At 69.4% G+C, this 17,910-nt stretch carries 20 protein-coding genes; 13 read left to right on the top strand and 7 right to left on the bottom strand.

Translation table 11 applies throughout. From position 1 onward, the window contains the following. Window positions 1–12 precede the first annotated feature (12 nt). The 12 genes from FCG67_RS11010 (at window position 13) to FCG67_RS10960 (ending at window position 9,122) form a co-directional block, all read left to right on the top strand. Window positions 13–1,809, top strand: a complete 1,797-nt coding sequence (locus tag FCG67_RS11010) for a nickel-dependent hydrogenase large subunit (protein WP_136909717.1) — start codon at window positions 13–15, stop codon at window positions 1,807–1,809. 59 nt (window positions 1,810–1,868) lie between these two features. Beyond that, window positions 1,869–2,756, top strand: coding sequence for a NifU family protein (locus FCG67_RS11005; protein ID WP_136909715.1), 888 nt, complete (start codon window positions 1,869–1,871; stop codon window positions 2,754–2,756). Then, window positions 2,753–3,406 (top strand): DUF5947 family protein, encoded by a 654-nt coding sequence (locus tag FCG67_RS11000; RefSeq protein ID WP_136909713.1) that lies wholly within the window; start codon window positions 2,753–2,755, stop codon window positions 3,404–3,406. The genes FCG67_RS11005 and FCG67_RS11000 overlap by 4 nt, the downstream gene beginning before the upstream one ends. Next, window positions 3,403–4,038, top strand: a complete 636-nt coding sequence (locus tag FCG67_RS10995) for a DUF6084 family protein (protein WP_136909711.1) — start codon at window positions 3,403–3,405, stop codon at window positions 4,036–4,038. The genes FCG67_RS11000 and FCG67_RS10995 overlap by 4 nt, the downstream gene beginning before the upstream one ends. Then, window positions 4,035–5,414: a hypothetical protein gene (locus tag FCG67_RS10990; protein WP_136909709.1), complete on the top strand. Its 1,380-nt coding sequence runs from the start codon at window positions 4,035–4,037 to the stop codon at window positions 5,412–5,414. Before FCG67_RS10995 ends, FCG67_RS10990 begins: the two co-directional genes overlap by 4 nt. 2 nt (window positions 5,415–5,416) lie before the next feature. Next, the gene (locus FCG67_RS25685) at window positions 5,417–5,536 is read left to right on the top strand and encodes a DUF6893 family small protein (RefSeq protein ID WP_097213325.1); all 120 of its coding nucleotides are present in this window, start codon (window positions 5,417–5,419) and stop codon (window positions 5,534–5,536) included. Between the two features lie 27 nt (window positions 5,537–5,563). Continuing rightward, on the top strand, window positions 5,564–6,103 hold the full coding sequence (locus FCG67_RS10985) for a hydrogenase maturation protease (protein ID WP_136909708.1): 540 nt from the start codon (window positions 5,564–5,566) through the stop codon (window positions 6,101–6,103). Continuing rightward, the gene (locus FCG67_RS10980; protein ID WP_136909706.1) at window positions 6,103–6,360 is read left to right on the top strand and encodes a HypC/HybG/HupF family hydrogenase formation chaperone; all 258 of its coding nucleotides are present in this window, start codon (window positions 6,103–6,105) and stop codon (window positions 6,358–6,360) included. Before FCG67_RS10985 ends, FCG67_RS10980 begins: the two co-directional genes overlap by 1 nt. A gap of 73 nt (window positions 6,361–6,433) precedes the next feature. Continuing rightward, window positions 6,434–7,066 carry a hypothetical protein gene (locus FCG67_RS10975; RefSeq protein ID WP_136909704.1) on the top strand — a complete coding sequence of 211 codons (633 nt, stop codon included), beginning with the start codon at window positions 6,434–6,436 and terminating at the stop codon, window positions 7,064–7,066. Window positions 7,067–7,085: 19 nt separating this feature from the next. Then, a complete protein-coding gene (locus FCG67_RS10970) occupies window positions 7,086–7,706 on the top strand; it encodes an RES family NAD+ phosphorylase (protein ID WP_136909702.1) in 621 nt (206 codons plus the stop codon). Window positions 7,707–7,713: 7 nt separating this feature from the next. Beyond that, window positions 7,714–8,325, top strand: a complete 612-nt coding sequence (locus FCG67_RS10965) for a LysE family translocator (RefSeq protein ID WP_136909700.1) — start codon at window positions 7,714–7,716, stop codon at window positions 8,323–8,325. Between the two features lie 38 nt (window positions 8,326–8,363). Then, window positions 8,364–9,122: a DUF6226 family protein gene (locus tag FCG67_RS10960; RefSeq protein WP_246045000.1), complete on the top strand. Its 759-nt coding sequence runs from the start codon at window positions 8,364–8,366 to the stop codon at window positions 9,120–9,122. Window positions 9,123–9,185: 63 nt separating this feature from the next. Here FCG67_RS10960 and FCG67_RS10955 read toward each other — a convergent pair whose 3' ends face one another. Genes FCG67_RS10955 through hypF form a run of 7 tightly spaced genes read right to left on the bottom strand, consistent with a single transcriptional unit; the run spans window position 9,186 to window position 16,352 of the window. Further along, on the bottom strand, window positions 9,186–9,956 hold the full coding sequence (locus tag FCG67_RS10955) for a DUF6390 family protein (RefSeq protein WP_136909698.1): 771 nt from the start codon (window positions 9,954–9,956) through the stop codon (window positions 9,186–9,188). Beyond that, window positions 9,957–11,093 carry a hydrogenase formation protein HypD gene (gene hypD / locus FCG67_RS10950; protein WP_136909696.1) on the bottom strand — a complete coding sequence of 379 codons (1,137 nt, stop codon included), beginning with the start codon at window positions 11,091–11,093 and terminating at the stop codon, window positions 9,957–9,959. It abuts the gene before it with no gap. A 33-nt stretch (window positions 11,094–11,126) separates the two neighbouring features. After that, entirely contained in the window at window positions 11,127–11,399 is a 273-nt protein-coding gene (locus FCG67_RS10945) for a HypC/HybG/HupF family hydrogenase formation chaperone (RefSeq protein ID WP_027501456.1), read from the bottom strand. Window positions 11,400–11,429: 30 nt separating this feature from the next. Then, on the bottom strand, window positions 11,430–12,542 hold the full coding sequence (gene hypE, locus FCG67_RS10940) for a hydrogenase expression/formation protein HypE (RefSeq protein ID WP_136909694.1): 1,113 nt from the start codon (window positions 12,540–12,542) through the stop codon (window positions 11,430–11,432). After that, window positions 12,539–13,228 carry a D-sedoheptulose-7-phosphate isomerase gene (locus FCG67_RS10935; protein WP_136909692.1) on the bottom strand — a complete coding sequence of 230 codons (690 nt, stop codon included), beginning with the start codon at window positions 13,226–13,228 and terminating at the stop codon, window positions 12,539–12,541. The genes hypE and FCG67_RS10935 overlap by 4 nt, the downstream gene beginning before the upstream one ends. Beyond that, on the bottom strand, window positions 13,225–13,968 hold the full coding sequence (locus FCG67_RS10930) for a HypC/HybG/HupF family hydrogenase formation chaperone (protein WP_136909690.1): 744 nt from the start codon (window positions 13,966–13,968) through the stop codon (window positions 13,225–13,227). Before FCG67_RS10930 ends, FCG67_RS10935 begins: the two co-directional genes overlap by 4 nt. Beyond that, window positions 13,965–16,352 (bottom strand): carbamoyltransferase HypF, encoded by a 2,388-nt coding sequence (gene hypF, locus FCG67_RS10925; protein ID WP_136909688.1) that lies wholly within the window; start codon window positions 16,350–16,352, stop codon window positions 13,965–13,967. Before hypF ends, FCG67_RS10930 begins: the two co-directional genes overlap by 4 nt. A gap of 203 nt (window positions 16,353–16,555) precedes the next feature. On the opposite strand from hypF, the gene FCG67_RS10920 reads away from it, so the two are divergent. Then, the gene (locus FCG67_RS10920; RefSeq protein WP_136909943.1) at window positions 16,556–17,833 is read left to right on the top strand and encodes an ATP-binding protein; all 1,278 of its coding nucleotides are present in this window, start codon (window positions 16,556–16,558) and stop codon (window positions 17,831–17,833) included. Window positions 17,834–17,910 lie beyond the last annotated feature (77 nt).

Here is a 17,910-nt window from a genome sequence, read left to right as displayed (position 1 = left end):
AGAGGCAATTCGATGACACAGATCATCCCCGAGCCGTCGCACAAGCAGACGGACCCCGGCGGCCTCGTGGAAATGGCCTGGGATCCGATCACCCGCATCGTGGGCAGTCTCGGCATCTACACCAAGATCGATTTCGACAACCGAGAGGTGGTGGAATGCCACAGCACCTCGTCCATCTTTCGCGGCTACTCGTTGTTCATGAAGGGCAAGGATCCCCGCGACGCGCATTTCATCACGAGCCGCATCTGCGGCATCTGCGGTGACAACCACGCGACGTGTTCCTGCTACACGCAGAACATGGCCTATGGCGTGAAGCCGCCGCACCTCGGGGAATGGATCGTGAATCTCGGTGAGGCCGCCGAGTACATGTTCGACCACAACATCTTTCAGGAGAACCTGGTCGGCGTGGACTACTGCGAGAAGATGGTGTCGGAGACGAACCCCGGCGTGCTCGCCAAGGCCGAGAACACCCAGGCGCCGCGGGCGGGCGAACACGGGTACCGCACGATCGCGGACATCATGCGTTCGCTCAACCCGTTCACCGGCGAGTTCTATCGCGAGGCGCTCCAGGTCAGCCGGGCGACCCGAGAGATGTTCTGCCTCATGGAGGGTCGGCACGTGCACCCGTCCACGCTCTATCCGGGCGGGGTCGGGACGGTGGCCACCATCCAGCTGATGACGGACTACATGACCCGGTTGATGCGGTACGTGGAATTCATGAAGAAGGTCGTGCCCATGCACGACGACCTGTTCGACTTCTTCTACGAGGCGATTCCCGGGTACGAGAAGGTGGGCCTGCGCCGGACGCTGCTCGGTTGCTGGGGCTCGTTCCAGGACCCCGAGCACTGCAACTTCGAGTACAAGGACATGACCAACTGGGGCCGGAAGATGTTCGTCACCCCCGGGGTCGTCGTCGACGGCAAGCTGGTCACCACCGATCTCGTCGACATCAACCTGGGCATCCGGATCCTGCTGGGCTCGTCGTACTACGACGATTGGAGCGACCAGGAGACGTTCGTCAAGCAGGACCCGCTTGGCAATCCGGTCGACCGGCGGCACCCGTGGAACCAGCACACCAACCCGCAGCCGCAGAAACGCGACCTCGAGGACAAGTACAGCTGGGTGATGTCGCCCAGGTGGTTCGACGGCACCGACCACCTCGCGCTGGACACCGGCGGTGGGCCGCTGGCCCGCCTGTGGTCGACGGCGCTGGCCGGGCTCGTCGACATCGGGTACGTGAAGTCGACCGGCCGCAGCGTGCAGATCAACCTCCCGAAAACCGCGCTCAAGGGCCCGGTTTCGCTCGAATGGAAGATCCCGGAGCACGGCAGCAACACCATCGAACGCAACCGCGCCCGGACCTATTTCCAGGCCTATGCGGCGGCCTGCGCGCTCCACTTCGCGGAGAAGGCCCTCGTGGAGATCCGGGCCGGGCGCACCAAGACCTGGGAGAAGTTCGACGTTCCCGACGAGGGCATCGGCTGCGGTTTCACCGAGGCGGTTCGCGGTGTGCTCTCACACCACATGGTGATCAGGGACGGAAAGATCGCGAACTACCACCCCTATCCGCCGACCCCGTGGAACGCCAGCCCCCGCGACAGCCTCGGCACACCGGGGCCGTACGAGGACGCGGTGCAGGGGCAACCGATCTTCGAGGAGAACGATCGCGATCACTTCAAGGGGATCGACATCATGCGGACCGTCCGCAGCTTCGACCCCTGCCTGCCCTGCGGCGTGCACATGTACCTCGGCAACGGCAAGACGCTGGAGAAGCTGCACTCACCGACGCAGTACCCGACCGGAGAGTGACGGTGAACGGCCCGGCGGCAGGAGACGAGGAAGCACGGTGGCGCGCGGCGGGTGATCGGATGGAGACGCTTCTCGAGGCCAGCTCGGCGGGCGGCACCGCGGCGCGCGAACGCGCCGAACAGCTGGTGCGCGAGGTGGTCGACCTTTACGGCGAGGGGCTGGCGCGGGTCGTGCGGATCCTCGCCGAGCACGTGGACGGCGGGGCCGAGTGGCTCACCGACGACGAACTGGTGGCGAGCCTGCTGCTGGTGCACGGTCTGCACCCGCACGACGTGCAGACCCGGGTGCGGGCGGCGCTCGACAGTGTGCGGCCCTATCTCGGCTCGCACGGCGGGGACGTGGAGCTTATGGGCATCGAGTTCCCTGGTGAGCGCGGGCCCGCCGACGGCGCCGGGGTGGTGCGCCTGCAGTTGACCGGCAGCTGCCGGAGCTGTCCGTCCTCGTCGGTGACGCTGGAACTGGCCGTGGAGGGCGCGGTGCTCGCCGCGGCGCCGGAGATCGCCTCGATCGAGGTGGTCGCCGCGCAGCCCGACTCGGAGCCAGGGCTGATCGCCGCCGAGTCGCTGTTCTCGCACGTGCACGCCCCGTCGGGCCCCGCAGGAACGTGGTGCCCTGCGCCGGAACTGGAGCAGCTCGCGCCCGGAGAGGTGGGCGGGTTCGTGGTCGGGGGTCTACCTGTCCTGGTTTGCCGTATCGGCGACGACCTGCTGGCGTACCGGGACCGCTGCCCGGCGGGTACGCACTCGCTGGCGGGCGCCGTCCTGGCGCGACGTGCCGGCCATCCGGCGGGCGACGCCGTCCTGCGGTGTCCGACCTGCCACGCCCACTTCGACGTGGTGCACGCGGGCGCCGGGCTCGACGACGGCGATCTGCACCTCGAACCGCTGCCGGTGCTGGTCAGGGACGGCGTGCGTTCGGTCGCGGTACCGGTGGGGGTGAGCGGATGAGCACTCCCTTCTCGGTGCTCAAACGCATCACGGCGACCCGCCCGGCTCAACAGCCGGGCGAGCGCTGTGAGATGTGCGCGGAGGTGATCGGCGATCGCCATCAGCACGTGGTCAACGTGGAGGGGCGAGCGTTGATGTGTGTCTGCCGCGGCTGCTACCTGCTGTTCACCGACCAGGGTGCCGAGCTGCGGTACCGCGCTGTCCCGGATCGCTATCTGTCGTTCCCCGGGTTCGAGCTCGGCCAGGGCCGATGGGACGAACTCGAGATCCCGGTGGGACTGGCCTTCTTCTTCCGCAACTCGGTCCTCGGCCGGATGGTCGCGTTCTACCCAGGTCCCGCGGGCGCCACCGAGTCGGAACTGCCGCTCGACGCGTGGAACGCCGTACGCGCGGCGAATCCGGGGCTGGACACGGCGGCCGACGACGTCGAGGCGGTGTTGATCCGGATGCCGGAGCAGGGGCGCGGCGAGGCGGAGTGCTTCCTGGTCCCGATCGACGCGTGCTACGAGTTCGTCGGTCGACTGCGCACGCTGTGGCGCGGCTTCGACGGCGGCCAGGAGGCGCGCGGCTACATCGACGACTTCTTCGCGGAGGTCGCGGCCCGCGCCGGCGGTACCGGCCAGCAGCGCAGAGGCGGTGAGGGGCCGTGAGCGAGGTGTCGTTCGCCGTCCTCGACGTGACCCCGGAGCCGTACGCGGCGGCCCCGATCCTCTCCGCCCGGGTGGCGGTGAGCGCCGACGCTCCGGTGCACGCCATCGCGCTGCGCTGCCAGGTGCGCATCGAGCCGAACCGACGGCGGTACACCGACGCCGAGGCCGCGGGGCTGGTGGACCTGTTCGGCGGTCGGGAGCGGTGGTCTTCGACGCAGCACTCGTTCGTGTGGCTGCAGTGCGCCGCGATGGTGCAGGGTTTCGCCGAGACCTGCGAGGCGACCCTGCCGATGCCGTGCACCTACGACTTCGAGGTGGCGGCGTCGAAGTACCTGCACGCCCTCCGGGAGGGGACCGTGCCGCTGGTGTTCCTGTTCAGCGGCACGCTGTTCACCAAGGGCGCCGGGGGATTCGGGGTCCAGCAGATCCCGTGGGATCGTGAGGATCGCTACGACCTCCCGGTCTCGGTGTGGCGGGACCTGATCCGGATGCACTTCCCGAACACCGGCTGGGTGCGACTCGGCCGGGACACCCTCGAGGCGCTGGCCGAATACAAGTCCGCGCGGGGCCTGGTCGGCCTCGACGAGGCCGTCACGGACCTGCTCGCGCAGACGCGGGAGCAGGCCCGGTGACCGCCACCGATGTCGGAACCCGCGTCCGCGCCGTCGCCGACGCGGTGCTGTACGAGGGCTACCTGCTCTATCCGTACCGGGCGAGCTCGCGAAAGAACCAGTCGCGCTGGCAGTTCGGTGTGCTCGGTCCACCTGGTGCGGCGGCGGCAGGCGTCGGCGAGGAGCCGTCGCTGTCCGCGCAGTGCGTGCTGGCGCACGGCGCGGAGGAGGGGGAGCGCGCGACACGGGTCACGGTGACGCTTCGCTTCCTGCAGCTGCAGGCCCGCAGCGTGCAGGAGCCGTCGGGCGCGGGCGGATACCGCGCGGTCGACGAACTGGTGGTGGGTAGGCGGTCGTGGCTCAGCTGGGACGAGGCCGTCGAGCGGGAGATTCAACTCCCGGCGGTGGCGTTGTCGGAACTCGCGGCGACCAGGGTCTTTCCGGTCGACGTGGCGGGCGGCACGGACACCGAGGAGCTGCTCGCGCCGGACGGATCCACCGCGGGACGGATCGTCCGGTCCCGGTCGCCGATCACCGCAACGGTGACTCTCGGCGCCGAGGAGGACGACGGCTTCACCCGGCTGTCGGTCGAGGTGCGCAACTCCGGGCCGGAGTCGGTCGACAAGGATCTCGCCATCGCGCGGTCGCTGATCGGCGCGCACGCGATCGCGACCGTTCGGGGCGGGTCGTTCGTCTCCCTGCTCGAACCACCCGATGCGGCCGCGGGCCCCGTGGCCCGGGCCGTCCACCACCGGTGCTTCCCGGTGCTGGCGGGCGCGCGCGGCGAGACCGACACGGTGCTGATCTCGCCGATCATCCTGTACGACTACCCGGAGGTCGCCGCGCAGAGCGACGGCGCGCTCTTCGACTCCACCGAGATCGACGAGATCCTCACCCTGCGTGTGATGGCGATGACCGACGAGGAGAAGTCGCAGGCCCGCGCCACCGATCCGCTGGCCGCGCAGATCGTCGACCGCTGCGATGCGATGACGCCGGAGGCGATGCAGCGACTGCACGGCGTCCTCCGCGATCCGCGGCTCGATCCGGGACTGATACCCGAAGTGCCCGAGGGGGTTCCCTGGTGGGATCCCGCGGCCGACGCGAGTGTGCGGCCGGACGTGGACGCGGTGTCGGTGAACGGTGTCCGCGTGGCAAGGGGCAGCGCGGTGCGGCTGCACCCGTCCCGACGCGCCGACGCGCAGGACCTCTTCTTCGACGGCAGGACGGCCAGGGTCGCGTCGGTGCACGCCGACGTGGACGGCAACACCCACGTCGGCGTGGTGATCGATGACGATCCGGCCGCGGACCTGCACGACTGGTACGGGCGTTACCTCTACTTCGCCCCGGACGAGCTGGAACCGCTCGGCGGCGATGAACCGGGCAGAGAGGAGAACTAGCGATGGAAACAGTGGGGCAGATCGCGACGGTGCTCGTGGTGGCGTTGGTCGCCGCAGGCGTGATCGTCGGCGTGCGTTCGGTTCCCGACATCAGGCGCTACCTACGCATGCGTCACATGTGACGGCGTCGGCGGCGCGCGGAGAGATCGGTGAAGGAACAACGGCGGGTGCTGGTCGCCGGTATCGGGAACATCTTCCTCGGTGACGACGGGTTCGGCCCCGAGGTGCTGAGACGGCTGGCCGAGCGCGGGCACGCGAGGGACCCGCAGCCGACCCCGGACGGGGTCCGGTTGGTGGACTACGGCATTCGGGGTGTTCACCTGGCCTACGACCTGCTGGACGGCTGGGATGCCCTCGTCCTGGTGGACGCGCTGCCGGATCGGGGCGCGCCGGGCACCATCCGGGTCTTCGAGGTCGATCCGGAGCACGGCGGCGGGGGCGGTGGGCTCGATGCCCACGGCATGGACCCGGCGTCGGTCTTCGCGAGCCTGGACGCGCTCGGCGGCACCGCGCCCCGGACGGTCGTGGTGGGCTGCGAGGTGCGCTCCGTCGCGGACGGCATCGGATTGTCGCCGGAGGTGGACGCGGTCGTGGACGACGCGGTCGCGGCCGTGCTCGAGCTGGTCGAGGATCCGCCGAGGTGGGTCGCCCGCGGCCGCCGCGGATCCGGGAGAGGAGGGCTGAGCTGATGTGCTTGGGGATCCCGGGGCGGGTGGTGCGGATGCTCGACGGCTACGGCGACCAGTTGGCGCTGGTCGACGTCGCGGGCGAGCACCGCAAGATCAACGTGGGGATGCTGCCCGACGACGTGTTCGAGCCGGGGGACTGGATCATCATCCACATGGGGTTCGCCGTCGAGAAGACCGATGCGGCGGGCGCGCAGAGCGCCCTGGCGGGGCTCGAGGTGATGGGCAGGCCCCGGGAACCGGATGACCAGTCGAGGTGAGGGTCGCGGGCGGACCCAGGAGGATCTATACTAGTAATCTAGATAGATCAGCCAGGCGTCCCGGGAGGCAGACATGTCGAACAGTGCAGCACGCGCCCGCGGCGTCCCGGAGCGTCACCGCGACCATTCGCGCCGCCTGACCGCCGTCGGCGGTTCGGTCAGTGACCACGACCTCATCGAGCTCATCCGATCCGAACTGGCCAGCCGTCCCACCCTGAGCCTGGTCGCGGGTCGGGTCTCCCACCTGCTGCTGGCAGGCCAGGTCGACGACGACGATCCGATCCTCGACCTCATCGATCCGGGCAACGTGCTCGACGAGAAGACGGTGATGCGCGACGCCGTCGAGTACATCCTGTCGTTCCCGCACCTCTCCGCGGGCGAGGTCGCCGTCAAATACCGCAAGACCTGGGCCAACCCGAGCGACGCGCTGCGCAAGCGGGCCGGACAGATCATCGGCCTCAAGCAGGGCAGGCGATACCGCTACCCGGAGTTCCAGTTCTCGCTGCCCGAGGACGCGATCGAACTGATCCGCCGGAGCAACGTCGCGCTTGGCGCCGAGGACGACCCGTGGGGCGTGGCGTCCTGGTGGCTCTCGCCCAACCCGGCCGCCGCGGGCCGCACCTCGCCGGTGGACCTGCTCGAAGCGGGCGACCTCGAGCAGGTCGCCACCCTGGTCCGGGCCGAGGTCGAGGACGACATTGCCTAACCGGGTACCCCCGCCCGCGGTGACCGCAGAGGTGGCGTCGATCCCTGCCGGAACGAAGCTGTGGCGCATCCATTCCGGCGCCCCGGATCGACATGTGCTGTCCCTGAACCAGACCCCGGCCCATCCCGTCCACGGCGGCAGGTTCGACTCCCCGGACGGCTCGTTCCACTACAGCTACTTCGGCGACGACATCTCCGTGTGCATCGCCGAGACCTACTGCCGCTCACTCCCGCTCGACGACAACGTGCCCAGGATCCTGCGCAGGAAGAAGCTCGAGGGGCGGGTGCTGTCGCAGGTGCAGGTGACCACCGAGTTCCCGGTCGCGCTCCTGCACGGCCGTCACCTGGCCGCCATCGGCCAGGACCTGTGGCTCACGAAGTGCGACCCCGTCGACTATCCGCGGACCCAGCAGTGGGCGGCGGCGGTGGTGAACGGTACCGAGGTGCAGGGCATCAAGTACCGGGCCCGCAACGACGAGGACCGGTTCTCGGTGGTCATGACCGTGCGCGCGGACGCGGACCCGCCCGTCGCACTGGTCGACCTGATGTCCGTGGTGCGGGACCCGATTCCGCTCGACGACGCTTCGGGCCTGGAGCTGGTGCGCTCGCACCTCGCGGTCTACAACGCCACGCTGCGCTGATCGCGGCGTGACCTACTCGTGGGTGTTCCTCGTGGTCGCAGTCGTGCTGGTGCTGACGCCGGGCGCGGACTTCGCGCTGATCGTCCGCAACAGCGTGTCCGGCGGGCGCAGGTATGGGATGGCCACCACATTCGGGGTCAGCTCCGCCGCGGCGGTCCAAGGGCTGCTCGTCTCGTTCGGCATCGCGAGCGTGATCATCCGTGTGCACCCGATCTTCCTCGCGATCAAGTGGCTCGGAATCGCCTACCTCGCCTGGATCGGGTGCTCGATGCTGCTCAGCGCGGTCCGAGGGCATGACGCCGTCACCTCGGCCGAACCCGGACCTGCCCTATGGACCGGTTACCGGCAGGGATTCCTCTGCAACGCCACCAACCCGAAGATCTTCGTCTTTTATCTGTCACTGCTGCCACAGTTCGTGCAACCGGACGCGCCCTGGTGGGTCTGGCTGTTGCACGCCTGGACCCTGCCACTCATCGGAACCCCCTGGTGCTTGCTCGTCGTCGCGTTCGTGGGTTCACTACGCCAGCAGTTCGAACGCCGCACGGTTCGACGGACGATCGACGCCGCCGCAGGCGTCGTCATGCTCGGCTTCTGCTCCACGCTCGCTCGCGAAGCCTGATCCAGCCCGCCCGCCGAGCGATAGGTAACGTCCCTGTGGTGGTGACAGACGCGGCGCAGTCGTGGTGGGAGGGCTACAACGACAATGTTCTCCGCGCGCGCGAAACCGGCTGGGGTGGGAACGAGCCGTTGCTCTCGCGAGAGATGCGTGAACTGCTCGACGACGTCGACGCAGCCTTCGCGGTCACCGGCGCGCAGACACCCGGGTGGCCGAACCCCTACCAGGATGGCCCCAGCCCGGGAGAAGAGGCGTACGAGCGTTCCAGCAACCCCGAGAAGTACCGGATCGTGGTGGCCAGAGCGCAGGCGTGGACTCAGGTTCTCCTCGACCGCGGCTGGGCGCGAGAAGCATCGCATGTGGCCTGGGCGCTTCCTCCCATGGAGCCCGGCGGGGCCGACACCGTCCTCGAGCCGGCCGCCGACGGCGCGGTTCCACTGGTGTTGACGACGCACACACCCATGGACCGCGACCATCCCTTCAACATCACGATCGCCGCGGGCAACCCCGCGGTGCGGTTGGACACGCTTCCCGACTGTGCATGCGACGGGTGTGACAGCGGGTCTGCGGGCCTGCTCAAGTACATGGACATGTTGGTGCTCTCTGTCGTCGACGGTTCCCTCGACGTTGACGTTGGAGACAACTACTACTGGGTGTGCACATCGTTCAACGTCAGGGGCAGCGGGACCCTGAATCGCCACGAACCGACGGCGTTCACGGCCGCACCGTGGCCCGCGAACTGGACTGCACGCCCGCTGCCGGAACGTCAGAGTCTGCGTCGGCCTTGGTCCCCGACCTGAGTTGTCGACCTATCCCACCTGGGGAACTGACGTTGGCAAGATCGGTCGGTAGGTTCTGATCGCTCAGCCTGCGGCCTCGGCCCGTTCGAGACGGCGATTGGTGTGCGCGAGCTGCCACGCTGTCCAGTACTGCAGGCGGTCTCCCTCCTCCGGGGTCAGCCTGTCGCACACGAAGTCCCAGTGCACCGCCACTGTGTCTCCCAGGCGGAGGTCGGGGACGAACGCGCCACCGGCCACCCGATGCCGGACCGGCCGATCCTGTTCCTCGCCGAGGTGGAGCGCGCCGTCGTAGGTGAGCGGTCGCGCACGCACCACCACGTCCTCGGCCCGCACCTCGATCACCGTCCCGCAGGTGATCCGGCAGGAGTCGAGCACCTGGAGGGGTTGCGGCACACCGGAGCCGAGCAGACGGGACCACGGATAGACGCCGAAGACGTGGAAGCCGTGCGTCGGCGCCGCCTCGGCGAGCAGGTCCCCTGTGAGGTGCTTCCAGTAGTGCCCGGCCTGGGGCGCCAGCCGGGCCAGCAGCTCCCGGCCGAAGCCTTCGCGGTCGATCTCGTCGGTCAGCTCGTTGCCGGTCCAGTAGGCGCGCACCACCGATGCGTCCAACGGGTCAGTGCGTCCCGACATCTCGGCGATGACCTGTTGGTACGGCCAGGCGCCGCTGAACCTGGCGGCCAGCGACGGCACGTCCGCGATGGGCCCGTCGGCGCCCATCCCGTCACCGCACGCGACGGCCTCCAGGGCGCGCGCGTCCGCCGGGCCGCAGTAGCCGAGCGCGTTGGGGGCGTAGGCGTATTGCGCGAACAGTCGGTGACCGGGCGGGCTCGGCACTCAACCCTCCGTGGTGGTCTTGCCGACCAGCATCGCCGTCTCGCGGTGCAGTCGGCCGAAGTTGTAGTACGCCGCGCAGGCGCCCTCGGGTGAGACCATGCAGGTCCCGATCGGGGTCTCCGGCGTGCACGCGGTCCCGAACACCTTGCACTCCCAGGGCTTGATGACGCCCTTGAGCACCTCGCCGCACTGGCACGCCTTCGGATCCGCGACCCGCACGCCCGGCATCGAGAACTTCTCCTCGGCATCGAAGTCGGCGTAGTCGTGGTGCACCTTCAGCGCGCTCTGCGAGATGAAACCGAGCCCGCGCCATTCGAAATGCGGTCGCAGCTCGAAGGTCTCGGCCATCAGCTTCAGCGCCTGGGTGTTGCCCTCGGTCTTGACCACGCGGGTGTACTGGTTCTCCACCTCGCACCGGCCGTCCCGGTGCTGCTGCAACAGCATGTGCACGGAGGCGAGGATGTCCAGCGGTTCGAACCCGGCCACCACCATCGGTTTGCCGTACACCTCCGGCACGAAGCGGTACGGCCTGGTGCCGACGACGGTCGACACGTGACCGGGTCCGAGGAAGCCGTCGAGGCGCAGGTCGGGGGATTCGAGGATCGCCTTGATCGGCGGGACGATCGTGACGTGGTTGCAGAACACGGTGAAGTTCCGGACGCCGAGTTGCCGGGCGCGCACCAGCGTCACCGCGGTCGACGGTGCCGTGGTCTCGAAGCCCACCGCGAAGAACACCACCTCCCGATCGGGGTTGTCCACGGCGATCTTGAGCGCGTCGAGCGGCGAGTACACGAATCGGACGTCGGCGCCCCTTGCCTTCGCCTCGATCAGGTTGCCCCGCGAACCGGGCACCCGCATCATGTCGCCGAAGGTCGTGAAGATGACACCCGGCTGTTCCGCGAGCGACATCGCGTCGTCGACCCGGCCCATCGGGATGACGCACACCGGACAGCCGGGGCCGTGCACCAGTTCCACCGTCGGCGGCAGCAGGTGTTCGATGCCGTGGCGGTAGATCGTGTGGGTGTGGCCGCCGCACACCTCCATGAACTTGAACTCGTCGGTGCCCGCCAGGTCGGTGATGGACCTCACGAGCGCGCGGGCTGCGGCCGGATCACGGAATTCGTCTACGAATTTCATCGTGTGTTCCTCGCTGACGGAAGATGCCCGAGATCAGGCGATTTCGGACGAGTTGTACGCGTCGATCTCGTTGGTGTAGTCGGCGCCCATCTTCTGGACCTGGTCCAGCGTCACCTGCGCCTCGGCCTCGTCGATCTTCGACATCGCGAACCCGACGTGCACAAGGACCCAGTCGCCCACGACCAGGCCCTCATCGGCCAGCAGTCGGACGCTGATGACCCGACGGATCCCGTTGACGTCGACCTTGGCCAGGTGCTGCTGGGCGTCGACGATGTCGACCACCTGTCCCGGTATGCCCAAGCACATAGCCGTCCTCCTTTCAGGAGTTCCTGCTGCTCAACAGATTCGCGGCAACGGGTCACCGACGAGCATGTCGACGATCCGGCTGCCCCCGAACGCGGTCCGCAGTGCCACGATGCCCTGCGGCTCGGCCATCACCTCGCCGATGACGGCCGCCTGTGCCCCGCCGGGCTGCGCACGTAGCGCGTCGACCGCGGCGTCCGATTCGGCGCGCGGCACGATCGCGATGAACTTGCCCTCGTTGGCAACGTAGAGCGGGTCGATCCCCAACATGTCGCACGCGCCGAGCACCTGCGGCTGCACGGGGAGCGACTGCTCGTCGAGGATCACCGCGAGGCCGGAGACCTGCGCGAGCTCGTTGCAGACCGTGCCGACCCCGCCGCGGGTGGCATCGCGCATCCACCGGGTCGACGGTGCGGCCTCGAGCAGCGCCTCGACGAGCGAGTTCACCGGCGCTGTGTCCGAGTCGATGTCGGCCTCGATGGCGAGCTCGCCGCGGGCGAGCATCACCGCCATGCCGTGCTCGCCGATGGTGCCCGACACCAGGACGCGGTCACCGGGCTGCACTTGGTCCGCGGACAGCACCCGGCCCGCGGGGATGACGCCGACGCCCGCCGTGCAGATGTACATTCCGTCCGCCGCGCCCTTGCCGACCACCTTGGTGTCCCCGGTGACGATCTCGATGCCGGCCGCCTGGCCGGAATCGCGCATGTCGGCGACGATCTCGCGCAGCGCGGAGATCTCGAAGCCCTCCTCGATGACGAAGGCGGCCGAGAGCCATTGCGGGCGGGCGCCCGAGACCGCGAGGTCGTTGACGGTGCCGTGCACGGCCAGGTTCCCGATGGACCCGCCGGGAAAGCGCAGCGGCTGCACCACATACGAGTCGGTCGAGAACGCCAGCCGCTCGCCCGACGGGAGCGGGAGCACCGCGGCGTCGCCGAGCTGCTCGAGTTCCGGGTTGCGGAACGCCTCGACGAAGACGGAATCGACAAGGGCCGCGGAGGATTTGCCGCCCGCACCGTGGGCGAGGGTCACCACCGATTCGAGCAGGCGCGGACGGCGTTTGCGGAACTCGTCGATGCGGTCGAGCACGCGGCCCTCACGCTCGGCCGCGGTCGAGGGTCGGTCGCCGACCTGTGAGCTGCTCATCTGGGACCGCCTGTCGTCTCTCGCGGCCCCGGTGTGGGTTTCGCGAGGTTGTCCTGCACCGCAGACCAGAGCTGGTATCCGACCAGCGCGTGGCTCTCCTGGATGCGATGGATGCTCTGGGACCGGATGGTGAAGCAGAAGTCGAGGTCGCTGCTGGTCGACATCCGGCCACCGTCGTGGCCGGCGAACCCGACGGTGAGGAGACCGCGCTTGCGGGCCTCGGCCAACGCCGTCATCAGATCGTCGGAGTTGCCGGAGGTGGACAGCGCGATGGCGATGTCGACCGGCTTGGCGTGGGCGATGATCTGGCGCGAGAAGATCAGCTCGAAGCCCACGTCATTGCCCAGCGCCGTGACCACCGCCTGGTCGGCCGCCAGAGACCAGGCCGCGACCGGCCGACCGCGGGCGGGCCGGCTGAACAGCGAGGCAAGGGTGGCCGCGTCGGTGGAACTGCCGCCGTTCCCGAACGTGTACAGCCGCGCGCCCGCGCGGAACCGCTCGGCCATCCGGGCGCCGGCCGAGGTGATCCCCTCGCCCCATTCCTCGAGCGAGACCCGCTGCAGCCGTGCGCTCTCGGCGGCCTTGCTGCGCGCCGACGCCGCCAGATCGGTCAGCAAGGCGTCGGCGTCGTTTTCCTCCGCATCGATGAAGGGGTAGAGGAAGTTGGTGCTCTCCTGCTCGCTCATCGCGCCACCTCGGCGTCGTCGATTCGGGTGATCGCCGCGCCGCCGTGCACGAGGATCAGGTCGTTCACCTCGACCTCGCCGAGCACGGTGACGTCGACGAACTCCTCGCCGGAGCCGGTGCGGACCAGCGCGGTGTCCAGCGCGGTCGCCGGGGGCAGCACCACCTCGGCGAGCCTGCCCTCGTCGCTGCACGTGACGCACTCGTCGCCGGCACACGCGTCCTCGTCCGGGGTCAGCAGGCCGGGATGTTCGAAGCAGACGTGGGTCAGCTCCCACAGCAGGTGGTACATCAGCACGAACCTGCCGGTGGCCGGGATCATCGGGTCGTCGGAGGCCACCCACAGCGTGTGATCGGCGCTGCCCGCCGGCGGGCGCGGGCCGGAGCCGATCCAGATCGTGTCGGCGCCCCACGCGGGTGCGCGCCGCATCGCGTCGCGCACCTGCGGCTGGTCGGCCGATGCCACCGCGATGATCACGTCGCCGGGCCGGGTGGCGACACGGCACTGTGCGACCGGGTCGGGTTCGACCAGCGCGACGGACGGCAGCGCCCTCTTGCCCATGATCACGGGGTGTACGAACTCGACCGCGACGTGATGGGCATGCGGCTCCCACTGCGGCGAGATGACCCACAGCGTCGCGCCCGCGTTGAACCTCCTGGCCAGCGACAGCGCCGCGGACGCGAGATCCGCGGAGAGATCGTCGTCGATCAGGGGTGCGTCCGAATGCGCCGTCGTGGTCATCGCCGTGCTCCGATCTCCGGTTGTCGGGTACCGCGCCGATTGGCGGTGCGCTCGAGAAACGCCAAGCCGAGCACCGCCTGGCCGAGCGACAGCCCGCCGTCGTTCGCGGGGACCCGCTGGTGGGTGAGAACCTCGACGCCGTTGCCCTGCAATCGCGTTCGCAGCAGGCTCAGCAGGAGCAGGTTCTGAAAGACGCCTCCGGTCAGCCCGACGGTCCCGGTGCCCGTTCGATCGGCGATCCGCAGGGCCAGCGTCGCGGTCGCGGTGGCGAGCGCGTGGTGGAATCCGAGCGCAAGGGAGGCCGCGGACTCGCCCCGGCGCAGGCCGGACACGAGACCGGTCAACAGAGCATCGAGACGCAGCTGCCCGTCGTCGATCGCCATCGTCAGCGGCGCGGACCGGTCGGCCTGCCGCGCGAGCGCCTCCAGTTCGATGGCCGCCTGCGCCTCGTAGCTCACCCGGTGGCAGACGCCCAGCAGCGAGGACACGGCGTCGAACAGGCGCCCGACGCTGGTCGTGCGGACGGCGCCGGCCCCGGAGGACAGTTGCGAGGCGACGAGCAGGCGTTCCGCGGCCCCGAGGGCCCGGGTGCAGGGCAGGTCGTCGATCTCGCGGATCCCGGCTTCGTGCAGCACCGACAGCGCGACGCGGGCGGGGTTGCGGACCGCGGCGTCGCCGCCGGGCAGCCAGAACGACTGCAGGTGGCCCGACCGCTCGGTGGTCAGGATGTCCGGGCCGACCAGCAGGAGCTCGCCGCCCCACACGGTCGCGTCGCATCCGTATCCGGTGCCGTCGAAGGCGACGCCGAGGACCCTCGAACCGAGGCGGCCGTGCTCGGCGAGCAGGGAGGCGACGTGCGCGTGGTGGTGCTGCACCGTGCGCAGCTCGATCTCGTTCTCCTCGCTGTACCGCGTCGCCCACTGCCTGGTCGAGTAGCCCGGGTGATCGTCCGCGACGACCAGCGCGGGCGCGGCCCGGTGCATGGTCGTGAGCTGGCGCACCGAGGTCTCGAACGCGCGCCTGCTCTCCAGGGTGCCCATGTCGCCGAGATGCGCCGAGCAGAACGCGAGATCCTGGCGGGTCAGGCAGAAGGTGTTCTTCACCTCGGCCCCCACCGCCAGCACCACCGGACCCGGGGAGGGAAGCAGGATCGGGAGCGGCGCATACCCTCGCGACCGGCGGATCGGGACCTCCCGGCCCTCGGATATCGCCAGGACGGAATCCTCGCAGGGCACGGCGATGTCGCGATCGTGCATCAGGAAGAGGTCGGCGATCCCGGCCAACCGCGCGCGGGCGTCGTCGTTGTCGAAGCAGAGCGGCTCGCCGCTGGTGTTCCCGGAGGTCATCACCAGCACCAGTGGGTACTCGTCCGGTGGCGACCCGGGAATCGTCGAGAAGAGCAGGTGGTGCAGCGGGGTGTAGGGCAGCATCACCCCGAGTTCGTCCAGGCCCGGCGCCACCTCGTCCGCGACGGGGCCGGGTCCTCGGGTTCGCAGCAGCACGATCGGCCGCGCGGGGTGGCCGAGCAGGCGCTGCTCGGCGTCGGACACCTCGACGATCCGTTCGACCGTCGCCGTGTCGGGGGCCATCACCGCGAACGGCTTGGCGGGACGGTGCTTTCGGGCCCGCAACCGCCGCACCGCGGACGGCTGGGTAGCATCGCACACCAGGTGGAAACCGCCGAGCCCCTTGATCGCGACGATCAGGCCGTCGTTCAGCGCCCGCTGGATGCCACGGAGCACCTCGTCGTCCCCGACGGTCCGAATACCGTCTCGCTCCAGGAAGATCCGCGGGCCGCAGTCGTGGCAGCTGGTCGGTTGGGCGTGGTAGCGCCGATCCTCCGCGGTCCCGTATTCGCGCAGGCAGCGAGGGCACATCGCGAATGGGGCCAGCGTCGTCGCAGGCCGGTCGTAGGGCAGGTCGGTGATCACGGTCAGGCGCGGCCCGCAGTTGGTGCAGTTGATGAAGGGATGCCGGTAGCGGCGGTCGGTGGGGTCCCACAACTCCCGTAGGCAGTCCTCGCAGGTCGCCACGTCCGGGGAGATCAGCGTCCGCGCGCCGGGGATGTGCCTGCTCTCGGCGATGCGGAAGGACCTCTCGCCCTGCGGGGCAAGGGTTTCTGAGGCGATGTCGACGATCACGGCGATCGGCGGGGCATCGGCCCGTATCCGGCGCTCGAACTCCGCGAGTGCCGGAGCGGTGCCCTCCGCCTCGATGAACGCGCTGGCATCGTCGTTGCCGCAGTGGCCGCCGATCGCCAGGTCCGCCGCCAGCCTGGCGATGAAGGGCCGAAACCCCACGCCCTGGACGATTCCGCGGACGATGATCCGACGCCGTTCGATACGGCCTTCCGCCCGGTGTGCTGGCTGTAAGTGGGTTGTCATACCCGACTCCACATCGCAGACGGTGCACCCCGGGTCCAGGGTGCTGGGTGACGACCGGCCTTCATCGGATCCTTCTCCTCGCGCTCCGGACCCGCAAGGGGCGCCGCATCCGCAGGACCCAGGTGCAGACGCGGAGCGGTCTACGGGTGTGTACTTGATCGCATGAGCCTTGGGCCCGGCTCGGCCGGCGGCGGTGTGTGAGCATGCCGGTGTGGCGGCTGCGTGACTTCCATGACGGGGATCTCGATCAAGCCATCCAGATCCTGGATCAGAGCCGTGCGCCGGGGTCGGAGGAGCCGGTGTTCGCGGTCGCCGAGGTGATGGCTGCGGCCCGGGCTGGTCAGCCCGCTGTGGTGGCCGCGGTCGGGGACGAACTGGTCGGGATGGCGGTGGCACAGACACAGGGCGAGCGGGCCTGGGTGCTCCTGGTGGCACTGGGATCGAGGTGGCGAGGACGCGGAATCGGTAGCGCGCTGCTGGCGAACCTGGAACAACGCCTGCGTTCCGCCGGGGTTCAGCGGATCTGTGCGGTGTTGACCGAGGGTGCCACCGGTTCGGCGGCGTTCGAGAACTCCGGCTACGCCCGTCGGGACGGTCTCGTCTACTACGAGATGCTCGAGCCGCTCGGCCCGGATCGGGCGTTGCTCGCCGAGTTGGGTGGTCGCATACTGCCCACGGGGTTGTGGCAGGCGATGGCCGGAATGGAGCGGGTGAAGGAAGCCATCGAGCGCCGGGTCGTCTTGCCGCTGGCGGAGCCGGACGTCGCCGAACGGTACGGCGTCCAGCCCCCCAAGGCGGTGATCCTGTTCGGCCCGCCCGGTACCGGCAAGACCAGCTTCGCGAAGGCGGTGGCATCGAGACTGGGCTGGCCGTTCGTCGAGCTGTTCCCCTCTCGTCTGGCCGCGGCGGTGGACGGTGGGTTGGCCGCCTCGCTACGGGACGTCTTCTCCGAACTGGCCGAGCTCGAGGAGGTGGTGCTGTTCATCGACGAGGTCGAGGAGATCGCGGCCGCCCGCACCGGGTCGGCGGCCAATGCCGCGCATGGGGTCACCAATGAACTGCTCAAGCTGATCCCGTTGTTTCGGGAACGCGAGCGGCGACTGATGGTCTGTGCGACGAACTCGGTGCACTCGCTGGATTCTGCGTTCCTGCGCCCCGGTCGATTCGACTACGTGATCCCGGTCGGCCCGCCGGATGCGCCCGCCCGTCGTGCGGTGTGGGAACGCTACCTCGGTGCCGCACACGGCGCCGTCGACGTGAACCTGATCGTGAATTCCAGCGAGCTGTTCACCCCCGCCGACATCGAGTTCGCGGCGCGGAAGGGCGCGCAGACCGCCTTCGAGCGGGAGATCCTCCACCGCCGCGGCGAGCCGGCGAACACCGACGATTATCTCGCGGCCATCGCCGACACGCGGCCGACCCTCAGCGCCGAGTTGCTGGCCGAGTTCGACCAGGACACCGAGCAGTACACACGCTTGTGACGTTCTCACCTGCGGGAACACCCGACCGAGTCGGGGCTCGGGCGGTAGCGTGAGCGAACGGAACGAAACGGAGCCGG

This window comes from Rhodococcus oryzae, assembly GCF_005049235.1.
GTDB classification, from domain to species: Bacteria; Actinomycetota; Actinomycetes; order Mycobacteriales; family Mycobacteriaceae; genus Rhodococcus_G; species Rhodococcus_G oryzae.
This window is presented reverse-complemented; position numbering and strand designations above follow the sequence as displayed.